Below are 15872 nucleotides of genomic sequence, written 5' to 3'. Positions count from 1 at the left end.
GTGAGGGTGGATGGAGAAAATTACGTGTATTTTGTGCCCAAAAGGCTGCAGTATTGAGAAAAAAGAAGAAGGGAATGAAATAAAATATATAGGTTATGGATGTAGCCGTGGGCTTGAGTATGCAAAAGATGAGTTTACCCAGCCCAAAAGAATTCTCACAACAACCATTCATGTGAAAGATGGAGAGTTTGAGTTTTTGCCTGTTAGAACAAATAAGCCAATACCGAAGAAACTTCTTTTTGAGGCTATGGTAATTTTAAGAAAAGTAGAGGTTACAGCACCAGTTGAGGTTGGTAGTGTTGTTGTAAAGAATATTTTAGATACTGGTGCTGATGTAATAGCAACAAGAAAAGTGAGAAAAAAAAGTTCTTTTTAAAGAAGAGAAAAAAGATTACTGTTGCTTGTTGATATTGCAACAGCTCCAGCGCCCAATGCCTCCAATATTTCTTCTTTTGATTCAATCATTCCACCCGCAATAATTGGAATTTGAGTATTTTGTGAAAGCTTATAAATCGCTTTTGGTATAATACCTGGCAGCACTTCAACAAATGTTGGTTTTGAGTTTTCTATCATTTTAAGTCCTGAAGATATTGATTGTGAGTCTATAAGAAATATTCTTTGTACAGAAGGAAGAGAAAGTGAAAAAGCATGGTTGATTAGGTTTTGCCTTGTTGATATAATACCATCAGCACCAATGCTTTTGAGAAATTCAATCCCTTTTTCGTCTTTTCCCACCCCTTCTATGAGGTCAATGTGGACAAAGACAAGTTTATTTTTTTGTTTTATCATACTAATTTCATCCCTAATGGTTAAAATAGTAGAGTGAAGAAGAAAAATGACCTTACAGTTAGAATTTAATGCAGATTCAAGTATTGCTTTATCTCTTACAGCTGGTATAATAGGATTTTGAATGAGTTCATCTAATAGATTTTCCATTGTAATTTAGCTCCTTTTTGGGTTTTTAATATAATTATACACCTCAAATTCAAAAATTAAAAACGGAGGCAGATAGGCGTTGATGATTGCTGTAACCAAAAGAACTATACCAGTTATACCGTTGCGTGGACTTGTGGTATTTCCATATATGATGCTTCACTTTGATGTTGGAAGGCAGATCTCGCTAAAAGCTTTAGAAGAAGCTATGAACAGCGACCAGCAGGTTTTGCTTTTGGCTCAAAAAGACCCAAAACAGGAAGAGCCAAGCCCAGAAGATTTATATCAATATGGAACAGTTGCAAAGATTAAGCAAATGTTAAAACTTCCGAGCGAAACTTCAAGAATTTTGGTAGAAGGATTTAGCAGGGCAAAAGTCATAGGCTATGTTTCTGTTGATCCATACTTTTTGGTAGAGGTTGAAGAATACAAAGAAAACGGTGGTAATTTAGACGACCCTGAATTAGAAGCACTTATAAGAAACGTAGTTTCTGCATTTGAGGAGTATGCAAGGCTAACAAGTAGAATTCCACCTGATGCTATTTTATCTGTTACCACAATTCAAAATCCTGGACAGCTTGCTGATGTTATTGCAGCGAATGTAATTGTCAAGCTTGAAGACAAGCAACTACTTTTAGAACAAGTAGACCTAAAAGAAAGGCTCACAAAGCTATATGAGCTCATGTTAAGAGAAAAAGAGATAATCGAAATAGAGAGAAAGATTACCCTCAAGGTTAAAAAACAGATTGACAAGATGCAAAAAGAATATTACTTGAGAGAGCAGCTCAAAGCAATCCAGAGCGAGCTTGGCGAAAAAGATAGTCTCTTTTCAGAAGCACAAGAGTACAGAGAACAGGTACAAAAATTAGGCCTGAGTAACGAAAACCTGCAAAAGGTTTACAAGGAGATAGATAGACTTGAGAAGCTTCCACCAAACTCACCTGAGGTTGGAGTTATCCGAACATATTTGGATTGGATTGTTGAACTTCCGTGGAATGTAAAAAGTGAAGAGAAAATTGACATAAATGTGGTAAAGAAGGTGTTAGATGAGGACCACTATGGTTTGGTAAAGGTCAAGGAGAGGATTCTTGAATATATCGCAGTGAGGAAATTAAAAAATAACCTAAAAGGTCCTATTTTATGCTTAGTTGGACCGCCCGGTGTTGGTAAAACATCTATTGCAAAATCAATTGCAAGAGCCTTAAATAGAAACTATGTACGAATCTCTCTTGGTGGTCTTAGGGATGAGGCAGAAATTCGTGGACACAGAAAGACATATGTTGGTGCTATGCCAGGGAGAATTATCTATGCTCTTCGGCAGGCAAAGACAAAAAATCCGCTGATACTTTTAGATGAGATTGACAAGATGTCGCATGATTTTAGAGGTGACCCTGCATCAGCCCTTTTAGAAGTACTTGACAGTGAGCAAAACTATGCATTCCGTGACCATTATATTGAAATTCCATTTGATTTGTCAGAAGTGATGTTTATTGCAACAGCAAACACACTTGAGACAATTCCAAGGCCTCTTCTTGACAGGCTTGAAGTCATTGAAATTACAGGTTATACTGAAGAAGAGAAGGTGGAGATTGCAAAAAGATATTTGTTCCCTAAGCAGATAGAGCAAAATGGACTTAAGAAGTCTCAAATTAGATATGATGAAGCTGTGATTCGTGATGTAATATCCTTCTATACAAGAGAGTCAGGTGTTAGAAACTTAGAAAGAGAGATTGCAAGGCTTTGCAGGCGTGTTGCAAAAGAAATTTTGGAAGAGAACAAAAAAATGGTTAGGGTTACCACAAAGAACTTGGAGAAATATCTGGGTGTAAGGAAATACAGAAGAGATGAACTAATTGAAGAAGACAGAATAGGAATTGTAACAGGCCTTGCATGGACACCTTTTGGCGGTGAGACACTTTTTGTTGAAGCGCTGGTTATGCCAGGAAACGGTAAACTTGAGCTTACCGGCCAACTTGGTGATGTGATGAAGGAGTCGGCAAAAGCAGCAGTTAGTATCATCCGTGCACGTGCAAAAGAGCTCGGAATAGATGAGAATTTTTATAAAGAATGTGATATTCATATTCATGTACCAGAAGGTGCTATACCAAAAGATGGACCGTCTGCTGGGGTTACTATGGCGACCGCAATGGTCTCAGCTCTTTCTAAAAAACCTGTAAGGCATGACATCGCGATGACAGGAGAGATTACTTTAAGTGGGAGGATTTTGCCAATTGGTGGTGTGAAAGAGAAAGTCCTGGCAGCAAAAAGAGTCGGAATAAAAAATGTGGTTTTACCCTATGAAAACAGAAAGGATGCAGATGAACTGGAGTATTATGTTAAAAAAGATATGAACTTTATTTTTGTCAAGACAATTGACGAGGTGTTTAAAATTGCAATAAAGGAGTAAAGGGGGGTTAAAAGAGAATTTGAAGATAAACCTGTCAAATGCAAAGCTTGAGAAAATTGCTGTCAAAAAGGATGACTATCCACCTATAAAGATGCCTGAGATGTGTATCTGTGGAAGGTCGAATGTTGGAAAATCTTCGTTTATAAACACTATTTTTAAGGACAAATTAGCAAGAGTTGGCTCAACACCAGGCAAGACACGAACAATAAACTTTTTCAATATTGATAACAAGTTCAGAGTTGTCGACCTTCCTGGCTATGGTTATGCTCAGGTTTCAAAAGAGGAGAAGAAAAGATGGAAGGATATGATAGAAGAGTACCTTTTGGAAAGGGAAGAGCTAAAACTTGCGGTTTTGCTGCTTGACTCAAGGCATCTTCCAACAGAAGATGACAAAATTATGCTTGGCTTTTTTGATAAGAAAGAGATTCCTATTATGATTGTCTTGACAAAATGCGATAAACTTTCTAATAATGAACTTACAAAAAACACAGAGCTTATTTCGAAAGAACTTGGAATTGAAAAGGATCTATTCTATCAATTCTCTGCAAAAACAGGCATAGGTGCAAAGCAGATTCAGTACAGTATAGTTAAATTTATGGAAGAAGCAATTTTAAAAGAGAAGGGGAAAAGATGAGGTTTGCACTTATAAGTAGCTGCCTTATAGGGCTTAATACGAAATATGATGGAACAAATAACTTGAGAAGTGAGATAGTAAAGAGACTCAAAAAAGAGTATATTTTGATACCTGTTTGTCCTGAGCAGCTTGGTGGTCTTCCAACCCCAAGAAACCCTTGTGAAATTAAAGATGGTAAGGTGCTTGATATAGAAGGCCGAGATTTTACCGATAATTTTTATAAAGGAGCTATAGAAACATTAAAAGTGGCAAGGTTTTTTGGCGCTGACATTGCATTTTTAAAGTCCAAAAGTCCTTCTTGTGGCTTTGGCAAGGTGTATGATGGTAGCTTTTCAAGAAGGCTTGTAGACGGTAGAGGAATTGCTGCAAGGGTTTTAGCAGAGAATGGTATTAAGATTGTTTGTGTAGACTAAAAATAATAAAGGGTGTTAAATAGGCATGGATTTCAAAGAGATTATCAAATATGACGATTTGATTTCGGTTTTGGACAACTTTTCTTATATCACAGGAATATCGGCAAATTTCTTAACAGCCGACAATCAATGGGTTGAGAACAAGAAAAAGGGCACATGTGGATTTTGTATGTTAATGAAGCAGTATTACCAAAATGGTGAAGCATGCCGAAATTCTGATTTAGCCGGTGCACAGACTGCCCAGAAGAAAAAAGGTGTACATGTTTACAGGTGTCACATGGGACTTGTTGAAGCTGTAATACCTCTTTTTTTCAACAATAGCTATATAGGTGCACTTTTTATAGGACAGATTTTGTTAGAGCCCCCAACTGAAGAGAAGTGGCAGGAAGTTTTTGAAAAGATAAAAGACCAGCCACTTGATATTGAAGCTGCAAGAAGAAGTTTTTTTAACCTTACTCATATAGACCATGAAAAGCTACAAAGTGTACTCGACATGATGCACATTGTTGCAAAGTACATCTTAGACTCTGAGATGATCAGAATATCTTCACTGTCGTCAATTGAAAAGATAATCGAATACATCAAAAACCACTATATGGAAGATATAACATTAGATGATTTGGCAAAGATGGTGTATCTGTCACCGACATACTTGAGTTATCTTTTTAAAAAACAGCTTGGGATAACAGTTAAGGAGTATCTTATTAACATAAGACTGAAGAAATCAAAAGAACTCATTGAGACAACAGACCTTCCAATTGGAGAGATTTCAAAAATGGTTGGGATAGAAGATCAGAATTATTTTAGCAGACTTTTTAAGAAAAAATTTGGAGTGTCGCCGTTGAATTACAAAAAGGATAAATATATTTACGATATATCTAAAAAAAATGCTAATACATAAAAAAGAAGTGCATTTAAATTGCACTTCTTTTTTTTTAGAATGAAAATAGAAGAAAAGCTAAAAAATAATTTAAAAACATGGGGGAGAAAAGATGGCAGAACTAAGATGGAACCCACTTTTACGCGACTGGGTGATGATTGCATCACACAGGCAAGAAAGACCTCAAATGCCAAAAGACTGGTGTCCTTTTTGCCCTGGTTCTGGCAGAGTACCAGAAACTTACGACGTTTTAGAGTATGACAATGATTTTCCGGCACTAATGCAAAATCCACCAGAACCTGATCCTGTGGCAACCAATTTTTATAAAGTGGCTCCTGCTTATGGAAAGTGTGAGGTCATTTTGTACTCACCAAATCATACAATAACATTACCTGAGCTGAGCGTTCAGCATATTCGAAAGCTTGTAGACTTGTGGGTTGAAAGGTTTGAAGCCTTGAAAAAAGATCCAAATATAAAGTTTATATTCATCTTTGAAAACAGAGGCGAGGTTGTGGGTGTTACAATGCCACATCCACACGGGCAGATATACGGCTATTCGTGGATTCCACTAAAGATTTTGCGCGAACTTGAGAGTGCTGAGTTGCACTACAATTCTTACAATGAGTGCCTAATTTGTAGAATTGACAAAGAGGAGATGGAATTTAAGAAAAGAGTAATAATCGAAAATGAACACTTTGTGACATACCTTCCTTTCTTTACAGAGTATCCATACGGTGTGTTTATCTCACCAAAACGCCATGTTAGAACAATATCAGAATTTACAGATGACGAAAAGAACAGTTTTGCAAAGATTTTGAAAGAAACTACAGGCACACTTGACAGCTTGTTTGACTATCAATTTCCGTATATGATGTGTTTTCATCAGCTACCTGTAAATGTTGACAAGGACTATTCAAGCTTCTATCATTTTCACGTTGAATTTTATCCGCCGATGCGTTCAAAAGACAAACAAAAGTTCAATGCATCAAGCGAGACAGGCGCATGGGCGCCGTGCAATACAACATCGCCCGAAGAAAAGGCAGAAGAGTTAAGACAGGCGTACAAGAGATTTTTGGACAAGATGCAAGGAGGCAAATAAAAATGGAAATCAAAGATCTTTTGAAGGTGTTCGAAGAGGTTTATGGTAAGACGGATGAAAAGATAAGGTGCTTTTTTTCAAGCGGAAGAGTAAACCTGATTGGCGAGCACACAGACTACAATGGTGGGTATGTTTTCCCTGCAGCGCTCAATGTGGGCACAACCATTTTGATTAGAAAAAGAGATGACAGCAAAATAAGACTTTATGCAACAGATTTAAAAGAGCTTGTTGAAGCTGATATTGAGAATATAGATAGCTACAAGTCTATCAAGTGGGGGAATTATCAACTTGGTGTTATAAAAGAGCTTATGAACTCAGGCTATAATGTTGGTGGTGCTGATATGCTCTTTCATGACACAGTTCCACACGGTGCTGGGCTTTCTTCTTCTGCAGCAATTGAGTGTGCAACTGGTATTGCAATCTATTCGATTTTTAATGAAAAACCCATTGATAAGGTAGCTTTAAGTTTTATTTGCCAACGAGCTGAAAATAGATTTGTTGGTGTAAACTGTGGAATTATGGACCAGTTTGCATCAAGCCTTGGCAAAAAAGACCATGCAATTTTCTTAAACACAAGGACTATGGAGTACAAGTATGTACCTTTAAAGCTTGGTGATTACAAGATTGTTGTTAGTAATACAAATAAGAAAAGAAGTCTTGCCAGCTCAAAATACAATGAAAGAAGAGAAGAGTGTGAAAAAGGACTTAAAATGTTGCAAAAAAAGCTTACAATTTCCTGCCTTGGCGAGCTGGATAGAGACACATTTGAAAAGTATAAAAACTTAATTGAAAATGAAACCATCTTGAAAAGGGTAAGACATGTTGTTTATGAAAATGACAGGGTATTAAAGTCAGTAGAGGTGTTAGAAAAAGGCGACCTTGTCAGTTTTGGAAAGCTCATGATAGACTCTCATATATCTTTACGTGATGACTATGAAGTGACCGGGTTTGAGCTTGACACACTTTTTGAAGAAGCTCTCGAGATAGACGGGGTGATTGGCAGTCGCATGACAGGTGCTGGTTTTGGCGGCTGTACAGTTTCAATTGTTCACAAGGATGCTATTGATGAGTTTATAAAAAAGGTTGGAGAGAATTATTATCAAAAAACTTCTTTAAAGCCTGACTTTTACATCTTTGACATTGACGATGGAGCAAGAGAGATAGAAATTTAAAATAATAAAGGAAAGGTTGGGACTAAGATGATTCTTGTTACGGGTGGAGCAGGATATATAGGAAGCCATATGGTTTGGCTTTTGCTTGAAAGAGGGTATGACGTTGTTGTAATTGACAATCTCGAAAAGGGTCATTCGAAAGCGGTACTTGGTGGAAAGTTCTACAAGGGTGATTTGAAAGACAAGGAGTTTTTAGATAAAGTCTTTTCTGAAAATGAAATTTCAGCAGTAATTCATTTTGCAGCATCTTCCTTAGTTGGTGAAAGTGTACAAAATCCAATAAAGTATTACTATAACAATGTCTATGGCACACTCAATCTTGTAGATACAATGATAAAGCACAATGTTAAAAAACTTGTATTCTCATCAACAGCAGCAGTATATGGAGAGCCAGAAAACATTCCTATACTTGAGACAGACAAAACTGAGCCAACAAACCCTTACGGTGAGACAAAACTTGCAATTGAGAAAATGTTAAAATGGATGGACACAGCATATGGTTTAAAATTTGTGTCACTCAGATACTTCAATGTAGCCGGTGCTCATCCAGATGGAATTATTGGTGAGGACCACAACCCTGAAACTCATTTGATACCAATAGTTCTTCAAGTAGCACTTGGTATGCGCGAAAAGGTCACTGTGTACGGCAATGACTATAACACAAAAGATGGCACATGTATAAGAGATTATATACATGTTCTTGATTTGTGTGATGCGCACCTAAAAGCATTAGAATATCTGGAAAAATATAATAAAAGCGATATATTTAATCTTGGAAACGGATTGGGTTTTTCTGTAATGGAGGTAATTGAAAAAGCAAATGAGGTTGTTGGGAAAAAGATTCCATATGAGATTGGACAGAGAAGACCAGGAGACCCTTCAATTTTAGTTGCATCATCCAAAAAAGCACAGGAAGTGCTTGGCTGGGAGCAAAAGTACAATAGCTTAGAGGTTATAATTTCAACTGCATGGAAATGGCACTCGACACATCCAAACGGCTATGATGAAAAATAAGCGTATAAAATTCAAGTACTTGCCCGAATGCAACTTATAGAGCGTTCGGGGTTTTTTGTTTTTGTATTAATTTTAATTCAAATTTAAAAATCTGCTATTGACAATATAATGTTATACTTTTAAAATAAAATATGTCAGATTGGCCTTCATCTCTTGAGATTAACTTCCCCAGACAGAAGTTAATAGTGTATAAATGCAAGAAAAAATTCTAATATTATTAGAAGGAGGGAAAAGAGTGCCTAATTCGGTTGATGAGTTTTTAAAAGGAAAGTCGATCATTGAACTTCGAGAGATTGCTAAAAGTCTTGGTATTCAAAAATATTCTTTGCTCAAAAAGAATCAGCTTATAGAAGCAATTAAAGAGTTTATTGGTACAACACCACAAGATGCACAAATATTAGAAGGTATAGAGAAAAAAGAAAAAGGCAGAAGAGGAAGAAAGAAAAAAAGTGAAATGCTTCAGCAACAGGAAACTGTAGCGCTTGATGCTCAAAATAAACAGTTAATTGAAGAAATAGAAAGTAAAGAAGAATCTAACAAAGTCGAAGCAGTGCCGTCTGAAATAGAAACACAGGTGCAAGAACAAGGGCAAGAGGGAGAAAGGAAGGCACCCAAAGAGGAACAAGAACCTAAAGAAGTTGCTGAGGCAGAGGAAAAAAGAGAAGAGGAAAAGAAAATCATAGAGCTGAAGGAAAAAAAAGAAGAAAAAAAAGAGGATAAAATGGTTATTGAAATTCCACCAGAATTAAAAGAACTTGAAGGTAAAGTTGAGATAGGTGGCATAGGTGAAGGAGTTTTGGAGATTATATATGAGCCAGGTGGCGGTGGTGGCTACGGTTTTCTAAGAGACGACTCATTTATGCCAGGACCAAACGATATCTATGTCTCACCATCTCAAATCAGAAAATTCAATCTCAAAACAGGTGACAAGATAAGAGGTCCAATTAGACTACCCAAGGAAAATGAAAAATTTGCAGGGCTTTTGTACGTCCAAAGCGTCAATGACATGAAACCTGAAGAGGTTGCAAAACGCACACCTTTTGAAGACTTGACTCCAATTTTCCCAAATAGAAGAATTGTTTTGGAAAACAAAAAAGAGCCGAACGATTTGGCAGTAAGACTAATTGACTTGATTGCTCCAATTGGAAGAGGCCAGAGAGGTCTTATTGTAGCTCCACCAAAAGCTGGTAAAACAACACTTTTAAAGAAAATAGCAAATAGTATTTTGACAAACTATGATGATTTGCATTTAATTGTTCTTCTGATTGACGAAAGACCTGAAGAGGTCACAGACATGCAAGATTCCATAAAAGCAGAAATCCATTATTCTACATTTGATGAGACGCCTGAACACCATATCAAGGTTGCTGAGATGGTACTGGAGAGGGCTATGCGACTTGTTGAATGCAAGAGGGATGTTGTTATACTTCTTGATAGCCTCACAAGGCTTGCACGTGCATATAACTTGGTTGAACCACCTTCTGGAAGAACACTTTCTGGAGGTCTTGACCCTAACGCTCTTCACAAACCAAAGAAGTTCTTTGGTGCTGCACGAAACCTCAAAGAAGGTGGGAGCCTTACAATTCTCGCAACAGCCCTAATTGAGACAGGCTCAAGAATGGACGATGTAATTTATGAAGAGTTCAAAGGGACAGGCAATATGGAGCTTCACCTTGATAGAAAACTTTCTGAGAAGAGAATATTCCCAGCAATTGATATTAACAAGTCTGGAACACGAAGGGAAGAGCTTTTACTGTCTGAAGAAGAAAAGGCTGCAGTTGATGCTATTCGAAGAGCACTTTCTAACCTTGGTACTGCTGAGACAACAGAGAGGATTATCAATAGTTTAGCAAGAACGAAGTCAAATGAGGAGTTTATAAAGACAATATTAAAGAATTTACCATAAAATTTGAGTTAACAAGTAATGAATAATAAAAAATTTTAAAAATTTCTGAGATTTGAAACAAACTAATTGAGATTTGAAGCAAAGTAGCTGCTTTTTTATTACAAAAAGCAGCTACTTTTTTTATTCTGACAGTTTTTCTGGATTTAACAAAAAAGGCCTTTTGAAATAAACTGATTTTTAGGAGGTGAAAAAAATGAAAGTATGCATTGACCCTGGCCATGGTGGCAGGGACCCTGGCGCAATTGGGAAAAATGGAACAAAAGAAAAGGATATTACTCTTGCTATTGCAAAGAAGCTAAAATACATCTTGGAAGATGGTGTAAAAGCACAGGTTATACTCACAAGAGACTCTGATAAACTTCCTTGGGGACAAAGAAGTGTTCAAGAAGACCTTAAAGCACGATGCAAGATTGCAAACGAAAACATGGTAGATATCTTCATCAGTATTCATTGTAACAGCAGTACGAGAGATTCTGCAGAAGGAGCTGAAACATATTATTACAAATATAGCAAAAAAGGATTTTTGTTGGCTTTTGAGGTGCAAAAAAGCATTACTCAAATGTTAAAGCTTGTGAATCGTGGAATAAAATTTGCAAACTTTTATGTGCTAAGGGAAACAAAAATGCCTGCAATTTTAGTTGAATGCGGTTTTCTCAGCAGTCCAAATGAAGAAGCAATGCTGAGAAATGATGACTTTCAGATCAAGATGGCAATGGCAATTGCAAATGGAGTAGCAGGCTATCAAAAAAATATTGATAAACCTTAAAAAATACTGTATTCTAATAATTAAAAAATAGAGCCAAAAAACGTACTTGGCTCTTTTTGTTTTTAAATTTTTTTGCCGAAAGGGATGAAGATGTTGAACATAAAATGGTACACTGATTTTATTCGGATAAGCGGTGTGCATATTGATTTTGATGCAACATTCTTCAGTGGTCAGTGTTTTAGATGGAAGAAAATGGATGATTTTTACATAGGTGTTGTTGATGAAAAGATAATATTCATAAAGCCTCAGGATGAGGATACCTTTGATATTTACAATTGTTCACCTGATGAATTTAAAAAATCTTTTTACTGGTATTTTGATTTAGACAAGGACTATGATGAAATTTTAGAAAAGTTATCTGGTCACGATAGCATTTTGAAAGAAGCAGTTGAAAAATATAGGGGCATGAGACTTTTGAACCAAGAACCATTTGAATGTATGATTTCATTCATTATTTCTCAGAATAACAACATAAAGAGAATTCAGCTTTTGATAGAAAGACTTTGTCAAGCCTTTGGCAAGAAAATAACATATAAAGGTTTTGTTTCTTGGTCATTTCCCACACTCGAGAGTCTCTGGAGTAGTTCAATAGATGATTTAAAACTTCTTGGTCTTGGCTACAGAGCAGAGTATATAAAAGATGCTGTTGAAAAAGTAAAAAATGGACTTATTAATTTTGATAAGCTGACTGATTTGGAGGTACAAAAAGCAAAGCAGGTTTTAAAGACTATAAAAGGAATTGGTGATAAGGTTGCCGACTGTATTTTGCTGTATTCTCTACAAAAATACAATGTGTTTCCAATTGATGTGTGGGTAAAAAGAGTGCTCAAAGAGTATTATGGATTTAAAACAAAAGACCAAATAAGAGACTTTATAAACTCTTTTGGAGATTTAGCAGGCTATGCTCAGCTTTTTCTATTTCACTATATAAGAAATAACCACAAAAAATAGAAGAAAAATACAAAATAGTGGAGGATGCTTAGTATGATTCCTTATAAGCTGATAATCCTTAGCATTGCACCATCTTTGTTTATTGCACTTTATATATATGTAAGAGACAAATTTGAAAAGGAGCCGCTGCACCTTCTTTTAAAGACTTTTGTATGGGGAGTGCTTATAAGCGCTGTTGTAGTTCCAGTTGAATACTTTTTGATGGCATATGGGAGTATTTCTGCTTCAAGCAGAATTTCTTTTATTGTATTTGAAGCCTTTATTGTAGCAGGTCTAACAGAAGAGTATTTTAAAAGACTGGTTGTTTTAAGAATTGCATACGACACACCATATTTTAATCAGCCTTTTGACGGGATTGTTTATTGTGTTTTTTCTGCTGTAGGGTTTGCGGCAATTGAAAATGTGGGATATGTACTACAATCATTTCAAACATCATATCAAGAAGCTATCACAGTAATTGTTTTAAGAGGTATCATGGCAGTGCCTGCTCATGCCATGTTCGGGGTTGTAATGGGGTACTATTTGGGTTTCGCAAGATTTGCGCCAGCTGATAGAAGCTATTGGTACTTTAAAGTATCGCTAATTTTGCCAATGCTTCTACATGGATTTTATGATTTTGTATTGATGCTAAATGTCTATGGTGCTTTAGCAATTGTTGGAATATATGAGCTTTTGCTTTTTATCTACTGTTTGAGGCTAATCAAAAGAAGTCAGGAGATTTCAAGACTATATTTTTAAAATTTGTGAGGAGATGAATTTAAAGTGACAGCTGAGGAACAAGAACGTGAGCTGAAAAAAATTGAAGCTTTTGCATATAGAAACTTGAAAAAAAATTCAATTGTGTCAATCACAGATGGTGCAATCTTTGCCATTGCAAGCGGAATGCTATCAGTCTCAACTGTTATAGTTTACTTTATTTCACACTATGTAAAGTCAAATACTTTGATTGGTCTTTTGACAACACTGAATGTGCTTTTGTCAAACTCTCCCCAGATACTTGTTGCTAAAAAGCTTGAGATGCTTGAGACTTACAAAGAGTATTTCATAAAAGTGGCTTTAATAATGCGGCTTATGTGGCTTCTTTTGGCCATTGACGTGTTTTTGTTTGCTGAAAGAAATGAACTTCTGTTTGTTATACTGTTTTACTTAATTTTCAGTCTTCAAGGATTTTTTGCTTCATTTGCAAATATTACATGGTTTAATCTGATTTTAAAACTAATACCTGAGAGACAGCGGAGCAAATTTTTTGGCATCAGGTCGTCAATTGGGGGACTTTGCGAAACGCTTGGTGCTTTTTTGATGGGTAAAATTTTGAGACTTTTAAGATATCCTTATAACTATGCTCTTTTGTTTTTCATTGCCTTTTTAATAATGATGATCTCACTTTATCTCTTTTCACTTATGAAAGAAATTCCACAAAAAAAGCCAAAAAAGGAGATTAACAATAAACACTATTTTAAAAACATGTTTTTGATCTTAAAAGAGGATAAGAACTTTACATATTACCTGTTTTCAGTTTTATTTATTGGTGCACTTGGTAAGATGCCATTTGGCTTTCAAACTATATTTGCAAAAAATAGCCTTGGTATAACTACTGAGCATGTTGCGGTTGCAACAACTATATTGTTGTTTTCTCAAACAGTTGGATATATGATGTGGGGAATTATAGGTTCAAAGTATGGGTTTAAAAGTACACTTGTAATTTCTGCTCTCATATTCTTGCCTGCAATTTATTTTACATATTTGATGAGCAATATAAATATTTACTATCTTTCAGTGGGGCTATTTGGTATTGCACAGAGTGCAAGAAATGTAAATGAGAGCAATTTAGCTGCAAAACTTTGTAAAGACCCATTAAAACAGCCAGCTTATATAGGACTTAGAAATTTTTTGATGGGACCTTTTTTTGCATTCAACTCTATTATAGCTGGAGGAATTATTGATGCACTTGGCAAAAATATTCTTTTTGTGATTTCTTTTTGCTGCATGGTGTTAGGATTTTTTATACTCTGTTTTAAGGTAAAAGAGGAATAAGGATTCAGTTTGATTGACAGGAGAATTAGTGTGTATTAGAATACACATTAGGAGGTGTATAAAGATGAGAACAAATATAATTTTGAACGATGAACTTTTAAAAAAAGCGATGGAGATAGCAGGGGTTAAAACTAAGAAGGAAGCTGTTGAGATTGCTTTAAAAGAGTTTGTTGAGAATCACAGTCGGAAGAAATTGTCAGAACTGAGAGGTAAAATTTCATTTGCAGAAGATTATGATTATAAAGAAATGAGGCTGAATTCATGATTTTAGTTGATACTTCAGTATTGATAGATTACTTTAAAGGAAACGCAAATGAAAAAGTTGAGAAGTTACATTATGTAATTTCTAACAATATACCATTTGGTATTTGTAATATAGTGTATCAGGAGATTTTGCAAGGTGCGAAGGATGAGAAAGAATTCAAACTGCTCAAGGAATATTTAAGTAGCCAGAGATTCTATGATTTGAAAAACGGTAAAGAGTCGTATGAAAAGGCTGCAGAGTTATATTTTAAATGCATGAAAAAAGGAATCAATATAAGAAGTACAATTGATGTGATAATTGCTCAAATAGCAATTGAAAATGGTTTACTACTTCTTCACAACGATAAAGATTTTTCTCAGATTGCTTTGGTAGAGCCAAAGTTAAAAGAGTTTTAAGGAAGTTATTGTAAATTGTTTTTTTATTCTTCTAAAAAGCTCTTGTAAAAGACACATAACTGTTGTAAAATATTTTTGCGCCTTTATGGGTGTGAGAAAGCTATGAGTTCAAAAAAATAACAGAATTTAACATAAATTTTAGCAGGAGGTGAATAAAATGAAGGAAGGAATCCATCCAACATATTATCATGATGCGGTTGTAAGATGTGCATGTGGTGAGACATTTATAACTGGTTCAACAAAGAAGGAAATTCATGTTGAAATTTGTTCTAAATGCCATCCATTTTTCACAGGAAAGCAGAAGTTTGTTGATACAACAGGAAGAGTGGAGAGGTTTATGAAGAAATATGGTCTTGACCAGAAATAGAGTTTAAGAGGCGCACATAAAAAAGGATTAGCCTGTGCTAATCCTTTTTGTTTTATAAATTCTTAAAAGATAGGAAGATGAGTATGAAAAAAACTACAATTGGTGGTATGGCCTTGATTGAGGGTATTATGATGAAAGGGCCAAAAAAGATTTCAATTGTAATAAGAAAGCCGAACGGAGAGCTTTACAAAGAAGTAAAGGATTTGTCTGTCGATGACACAAACAAATTTAAGAAAATCCCTTTTATAAGAGGAATTTTTATCCTATTTGAACAAATGTTCTTGGGCACAAAAGCTCTGATGAAATCAGCTGACATTGCCATGCAAGATTTGCCACAAGAGGAAAGAGAAAAACAAAAGGACTTTTTTGACAGACTTTTTGAAAAGAAATTTTTTCAGAAAATTGGGATTAGTGATATTGCTATCTACTTTTCAGTTATATTATCAGTCATATTAGGAATACTCTTGTTTTTTTATATCCCAACGTGGTCTGTTGAGATTTTTAAAAAGTTTAATATAAACAACTTTGGCAAAAATATGATAGAAGGAATAGTAAGAGTAATAGTCTTTATTTTCTATTTATTTTTTGCATCACAGATGAAAGAAATAAAGAGGGTGTTTGAATACCATGGTGCTG

18 protein-coding genes are annotated in these 15872 nt (G+C 35.4%); 17 read left to right on the top strand and 1 reads right to left on the bottom strand.

Annotated features, from left to right (window positions below):
• The first annotated feature begins 10 nt into the window (after positions 1-10).
• On the top strand, positions 11-376 hold the full coding sequence (locus H964_RS05870) for a DUF1667 domain-containing protein (RefSeq protein ID WP_039765630.1): 366 nt from the start codon (positions 11-13) through the stop codon (positions 374-376).
• Here the strand turns inward: H964_RS05870 and H964_RS05865 are convergent.
• Positions 373-936, bottom strand: coding sequence for a glycerol-3-phosphate responsive antiterminator (locus tag H964_RS05865; protein WP_039765629.1), 564 nt, complete (start codon positions 934-936; stop codon positions 373-375). The genes H964_RS05870 and H964_RS05865 overlap by 4 nt on opposite strands.
• Before the next feature lie 82 nt (positions 937-1018).
• Between H964_RS05865 and lon the strand changes: the two genes are divergently transcribed.
• The 16 genes from lon to H964_RS05785 all read left to right on the top strand — a co-directional run.
• A complete protein-coding gene (lon, locus tag H964_RS05860; RefSeq protein WP_039765628.1) occupies positions 1019-3340 on the top strand; it encodes an endopeptidase La in 2322 nt (773 codons plus the stop codon).
• Positions 3341-3359: 19 nt separating this feature from the next.
• Complete coding sequence (gene yihA, locus H964_RS05855) at positions 3360-3974, top strand: ribosome biogenesis GTP-binding protein YihA/YsxC (RefSeq protein ID WP_039765626.1); 615 nt, start codon at positions 3360-3362, stop codon at positions 3972-3974.
• Positions 3971-4387 (top strand): DUF523 domain-containing protein, encoded by a 417-nt coding sequence (locus tag H964_RS05850; protein WP_039765624.1) that lies wholly within the window; start codon positions 3971-3973, stop codon positions 4385-4387. The genes yihA and H964_RS05850 overlap by 4 nt, the downstream gene beginning before the upstream one ends.
• Before the next feature lie 25 nt (positions 4388-4412).
• Positions 4413-5288: a PocR ligand-binding domain-containing protein gene (locus H964_RS05845; protein WP_039765622.1), complete on the top strand. Its 876-nt coding sequence runs from the start codon at positions 4413-4415 to the stop codon at positions 5286-5288.
• A 91-nt stretch (positions 5289-5379) separates the two neighbouring features.
• Positions 5380-6366 carry a galactose-1-phosphate uridylyltransferase gene (gene galT / locus H964_RS05840; protein ID WP_039765619.1) on the top strand — a complete coding sequence of 329 codons (987 nt, stop codon included), beginning with the start codon at positions 5380-5382 and terminating at the stop codon, positions 6364-6366.
• A 2-nt stretch (positions 6367-6368) separates the two neighbouring features.
• On the top strand, positions 6369-7538 hold the full coding sequence (locus H964_RS05835; RefSeq protein WP_039765616.1) for a galactokinase: 1170 nt from the start codon (positions 6369-6371) through the stop codon (positions 7536-7538).
• Positions 7539-7565: 27 nt separating this feature from the next.
• Positions 7566-8552, top strand: a complete 987-nt coding sequence (gene galE, locus H964_RS05830; RefSeq protein WP_011917040.1) for a UDP-glucose 4-epimerase GalE — start codon at positions 7566-7568, stop codon at positions 8550-8552.
• A gap of 235 nt (positions 8553-8787) precedes the next feature.
• Positions 8788-10458: a transcription termination factor Rho gene (gene rho / locus H964_RS05825; RefSeq protein ID WP_011917041.1), complete on the top strand. Its 1671-nt coding sequence runs from the start codon at positions 8788-8790 to the stop codon at positions 10456-10458.
• 193 nt (positions 10459-10651) lie between these two features.
• On the top strand, positions 10652-11224 hold the full coding sequence (locus H964_RS05820; RefSeq protein ID WP_039765613.1) for an N-acetylmuramoyl-L-alanine amidase family protein: 573 nt from the start codon (positions 10652-10654) through the stop codon (positions 11222-11224).
• A 93-nt stretch (positions 11225-11317) separates the two neighbouring features.
• Complete coding sequence (locus H964_RS05815; RefSeq protein ID WP_039765663.1) at positions 11318-12175, top strand: DNA-3-methyladenine glycosylase family protein; 858 nt, start codon at positions 11318-11320, stop codon at positions 12173-12175.
• A gap of 33 nt (positions 12176-12208) precedes the next feature.
• A complete protein-coding gene (locus H964_RS05810) occupies positions 12209-12913 on the top strand; it encodes a PrsW family intramembrane metalloprotease (protein WP_011917044.1) in 705 nt (234 codons plus the stop codon).
• A 24-nt stretch (positions 12914-12937) separates the two neighbouring features.
• On the top strand, positions 12938-14209 hold the full coding sequence (locus tag H964_RS05805) for an MFS transporter (RefSeq protein WP_039765609.1): 1272 nt from the start codon (positions 12938-12940) through the stop codon (positions 14207-14209).
• A gap of 64 nt (positions 14210-14273) precedes the next feature.
• Positions 14274-14474: a type II toxin-antitoxin system VapB family antitoxin gene (locus H964_RS05800; protein ID WP_011917046.1), complete on the top strand. Its 201-nt coding sequence runs from the start codon at positions 14274-14276 to the stop codon at positions 14472-14474.
• Positions 14471-14869: a type II toxin-antitoxin system VapC family toxin gene (gene vapC, locus H964_RS05795; RefSeq protein ID WP_039765606.1), complete on the top strand. Its 399-nt coding sequence runs from the start codon at positions 14471-14473 to the stop codon at positions 14867-14869. The genes H964_RS05800 and vapC overlap by 4 nt, the downstream gene beginning before the upstream one ends.
• A 157-nt stretch (positions 14870-15026) precedes the next feature.
• Positions 15027-15236, top strand: a complete 210-nt coding sequence (rpmE, locus tag H964_RS05790) for a 50S ribosomal protein L31 (protein ID WP_013430572.1) — start codon at positions 15027-15029, stop codon at positions 15234-15236.
• Between the two features lie 83 nt (positions 15237-15319).
• The coding region (locus H964_RS05785; RefSeq protein ID WP_039765602.1) for a DUF1385 domain-containing protein at positions 15320-15872 on the top strand (553 nt) is incomplete at its 3' end.

The organism is Caldicellulosiruptor sp. F32, from assembly GCF_000404025.1.
Classification (GTDB): Bacteria; Bacillota; Thermoanaerobacteria; order Caldicellulosiruptorales; family Caldicellulosiruptoraceae; genus Caldicellulosiruptor; species Caldicellulosiruptor saccharolyticus.
This window is presented reverse-complemented; position numbering and strand designations above follow the sequence as displayed.

What these genes read in the sequence shown, in the direction of transcription:
- galT (WP_039765619.1), top strand. Translation starts at nt 5,380, where the DNA reads ATGGCAGAACTAAGATGGAACCCACTTTTACGCGACTGGGTGATGATT.
- vapC (WP_039765606.1), top strand. Translation starts at nt 14,471, where the DNA reads ATGATTTTAGTTGATACTTCAGTATTGATAGATTACTTTAAAGGAAAC.
- H964_RS05850 (WP_039765624.1), top strand. Translation starts at nt 3,971, where the DNA reads ATGAGGTTTGCACTTATAAGTAGCTGCCTTATAGGGCTTAATACGAAA.
- lon (WP_039765628.1), top strand. Translation starts at nt 1,019, where the DNA reads ATGATTGCTGTAACCAAAAGAACTATACCAGTTATACCGTTGCGTGGA.
- rpmE (WP_013430572.1), top strand. Translation starts at nt 15,027, where the DNA reads ATGAAGGAAGGAATCCATCCAACATATTATCATGATGCGGTTGTAAGA.
- H964_RS05835 (WP_039765616.1), top strand. Translation starts at nt 6,369, where the DNA reads ATGGAAATCAAAGATCTTTTGAAGGTGTTCGAAGAGGTTTATGGTAAG.
- H964_RS05865 (WP_039765629.1), bottom strand. Translation starts at nt 936, where the DNA reads ATGGAAAATCTATTAGATGAACTCATTCAAAATCCTATTATACCAGCT.
- galE (WP_011917040.1), top strand. Translation starts at nt 7,566, where the DNA reads ATGATTCTTGTTACGGGTGGAGCAGGATATATAGGAAGCCATATGGTT.
- H964_RS05810 (WP_011917044.1), top strand. Translation starts at nt 12,209, where the DNA reads ATGATTCCTTATAAGCTGATAATCCTTAGCATTGCACCATCTTTGTTT.
- H964_RS05870 (WP_039765630.1), top strand. Translation starts at nt 11, where the DNA reads ATGGAGAAAATTACGTGTATTTTGTGCCCAAAAGGCTGCAGTATTGAG.
- H964_RS05800 (WP_011917046.1), top strand. Translation starts at nt 14,274, where the DNA reads ATGAGAACAAATATAATTTTGAACGATGAACTTTTAAAAAAAGCGATG.
- H964_RS05820 (WP_039765613.1), top strand. Translation starts at nt 10,652, where the DNA reads ATGAAAGTATGCATTGACCCTGGCCATGGTGGCAGGGACCCTGGCGCA.
- H964_RS05845 (WP_039765622.1), top strand. Translation starts at nt 4,413, where the DNA reads ATGGATTTCAAAGAGATTATCAAATATGACGATTTGATTTCGGTTTTG.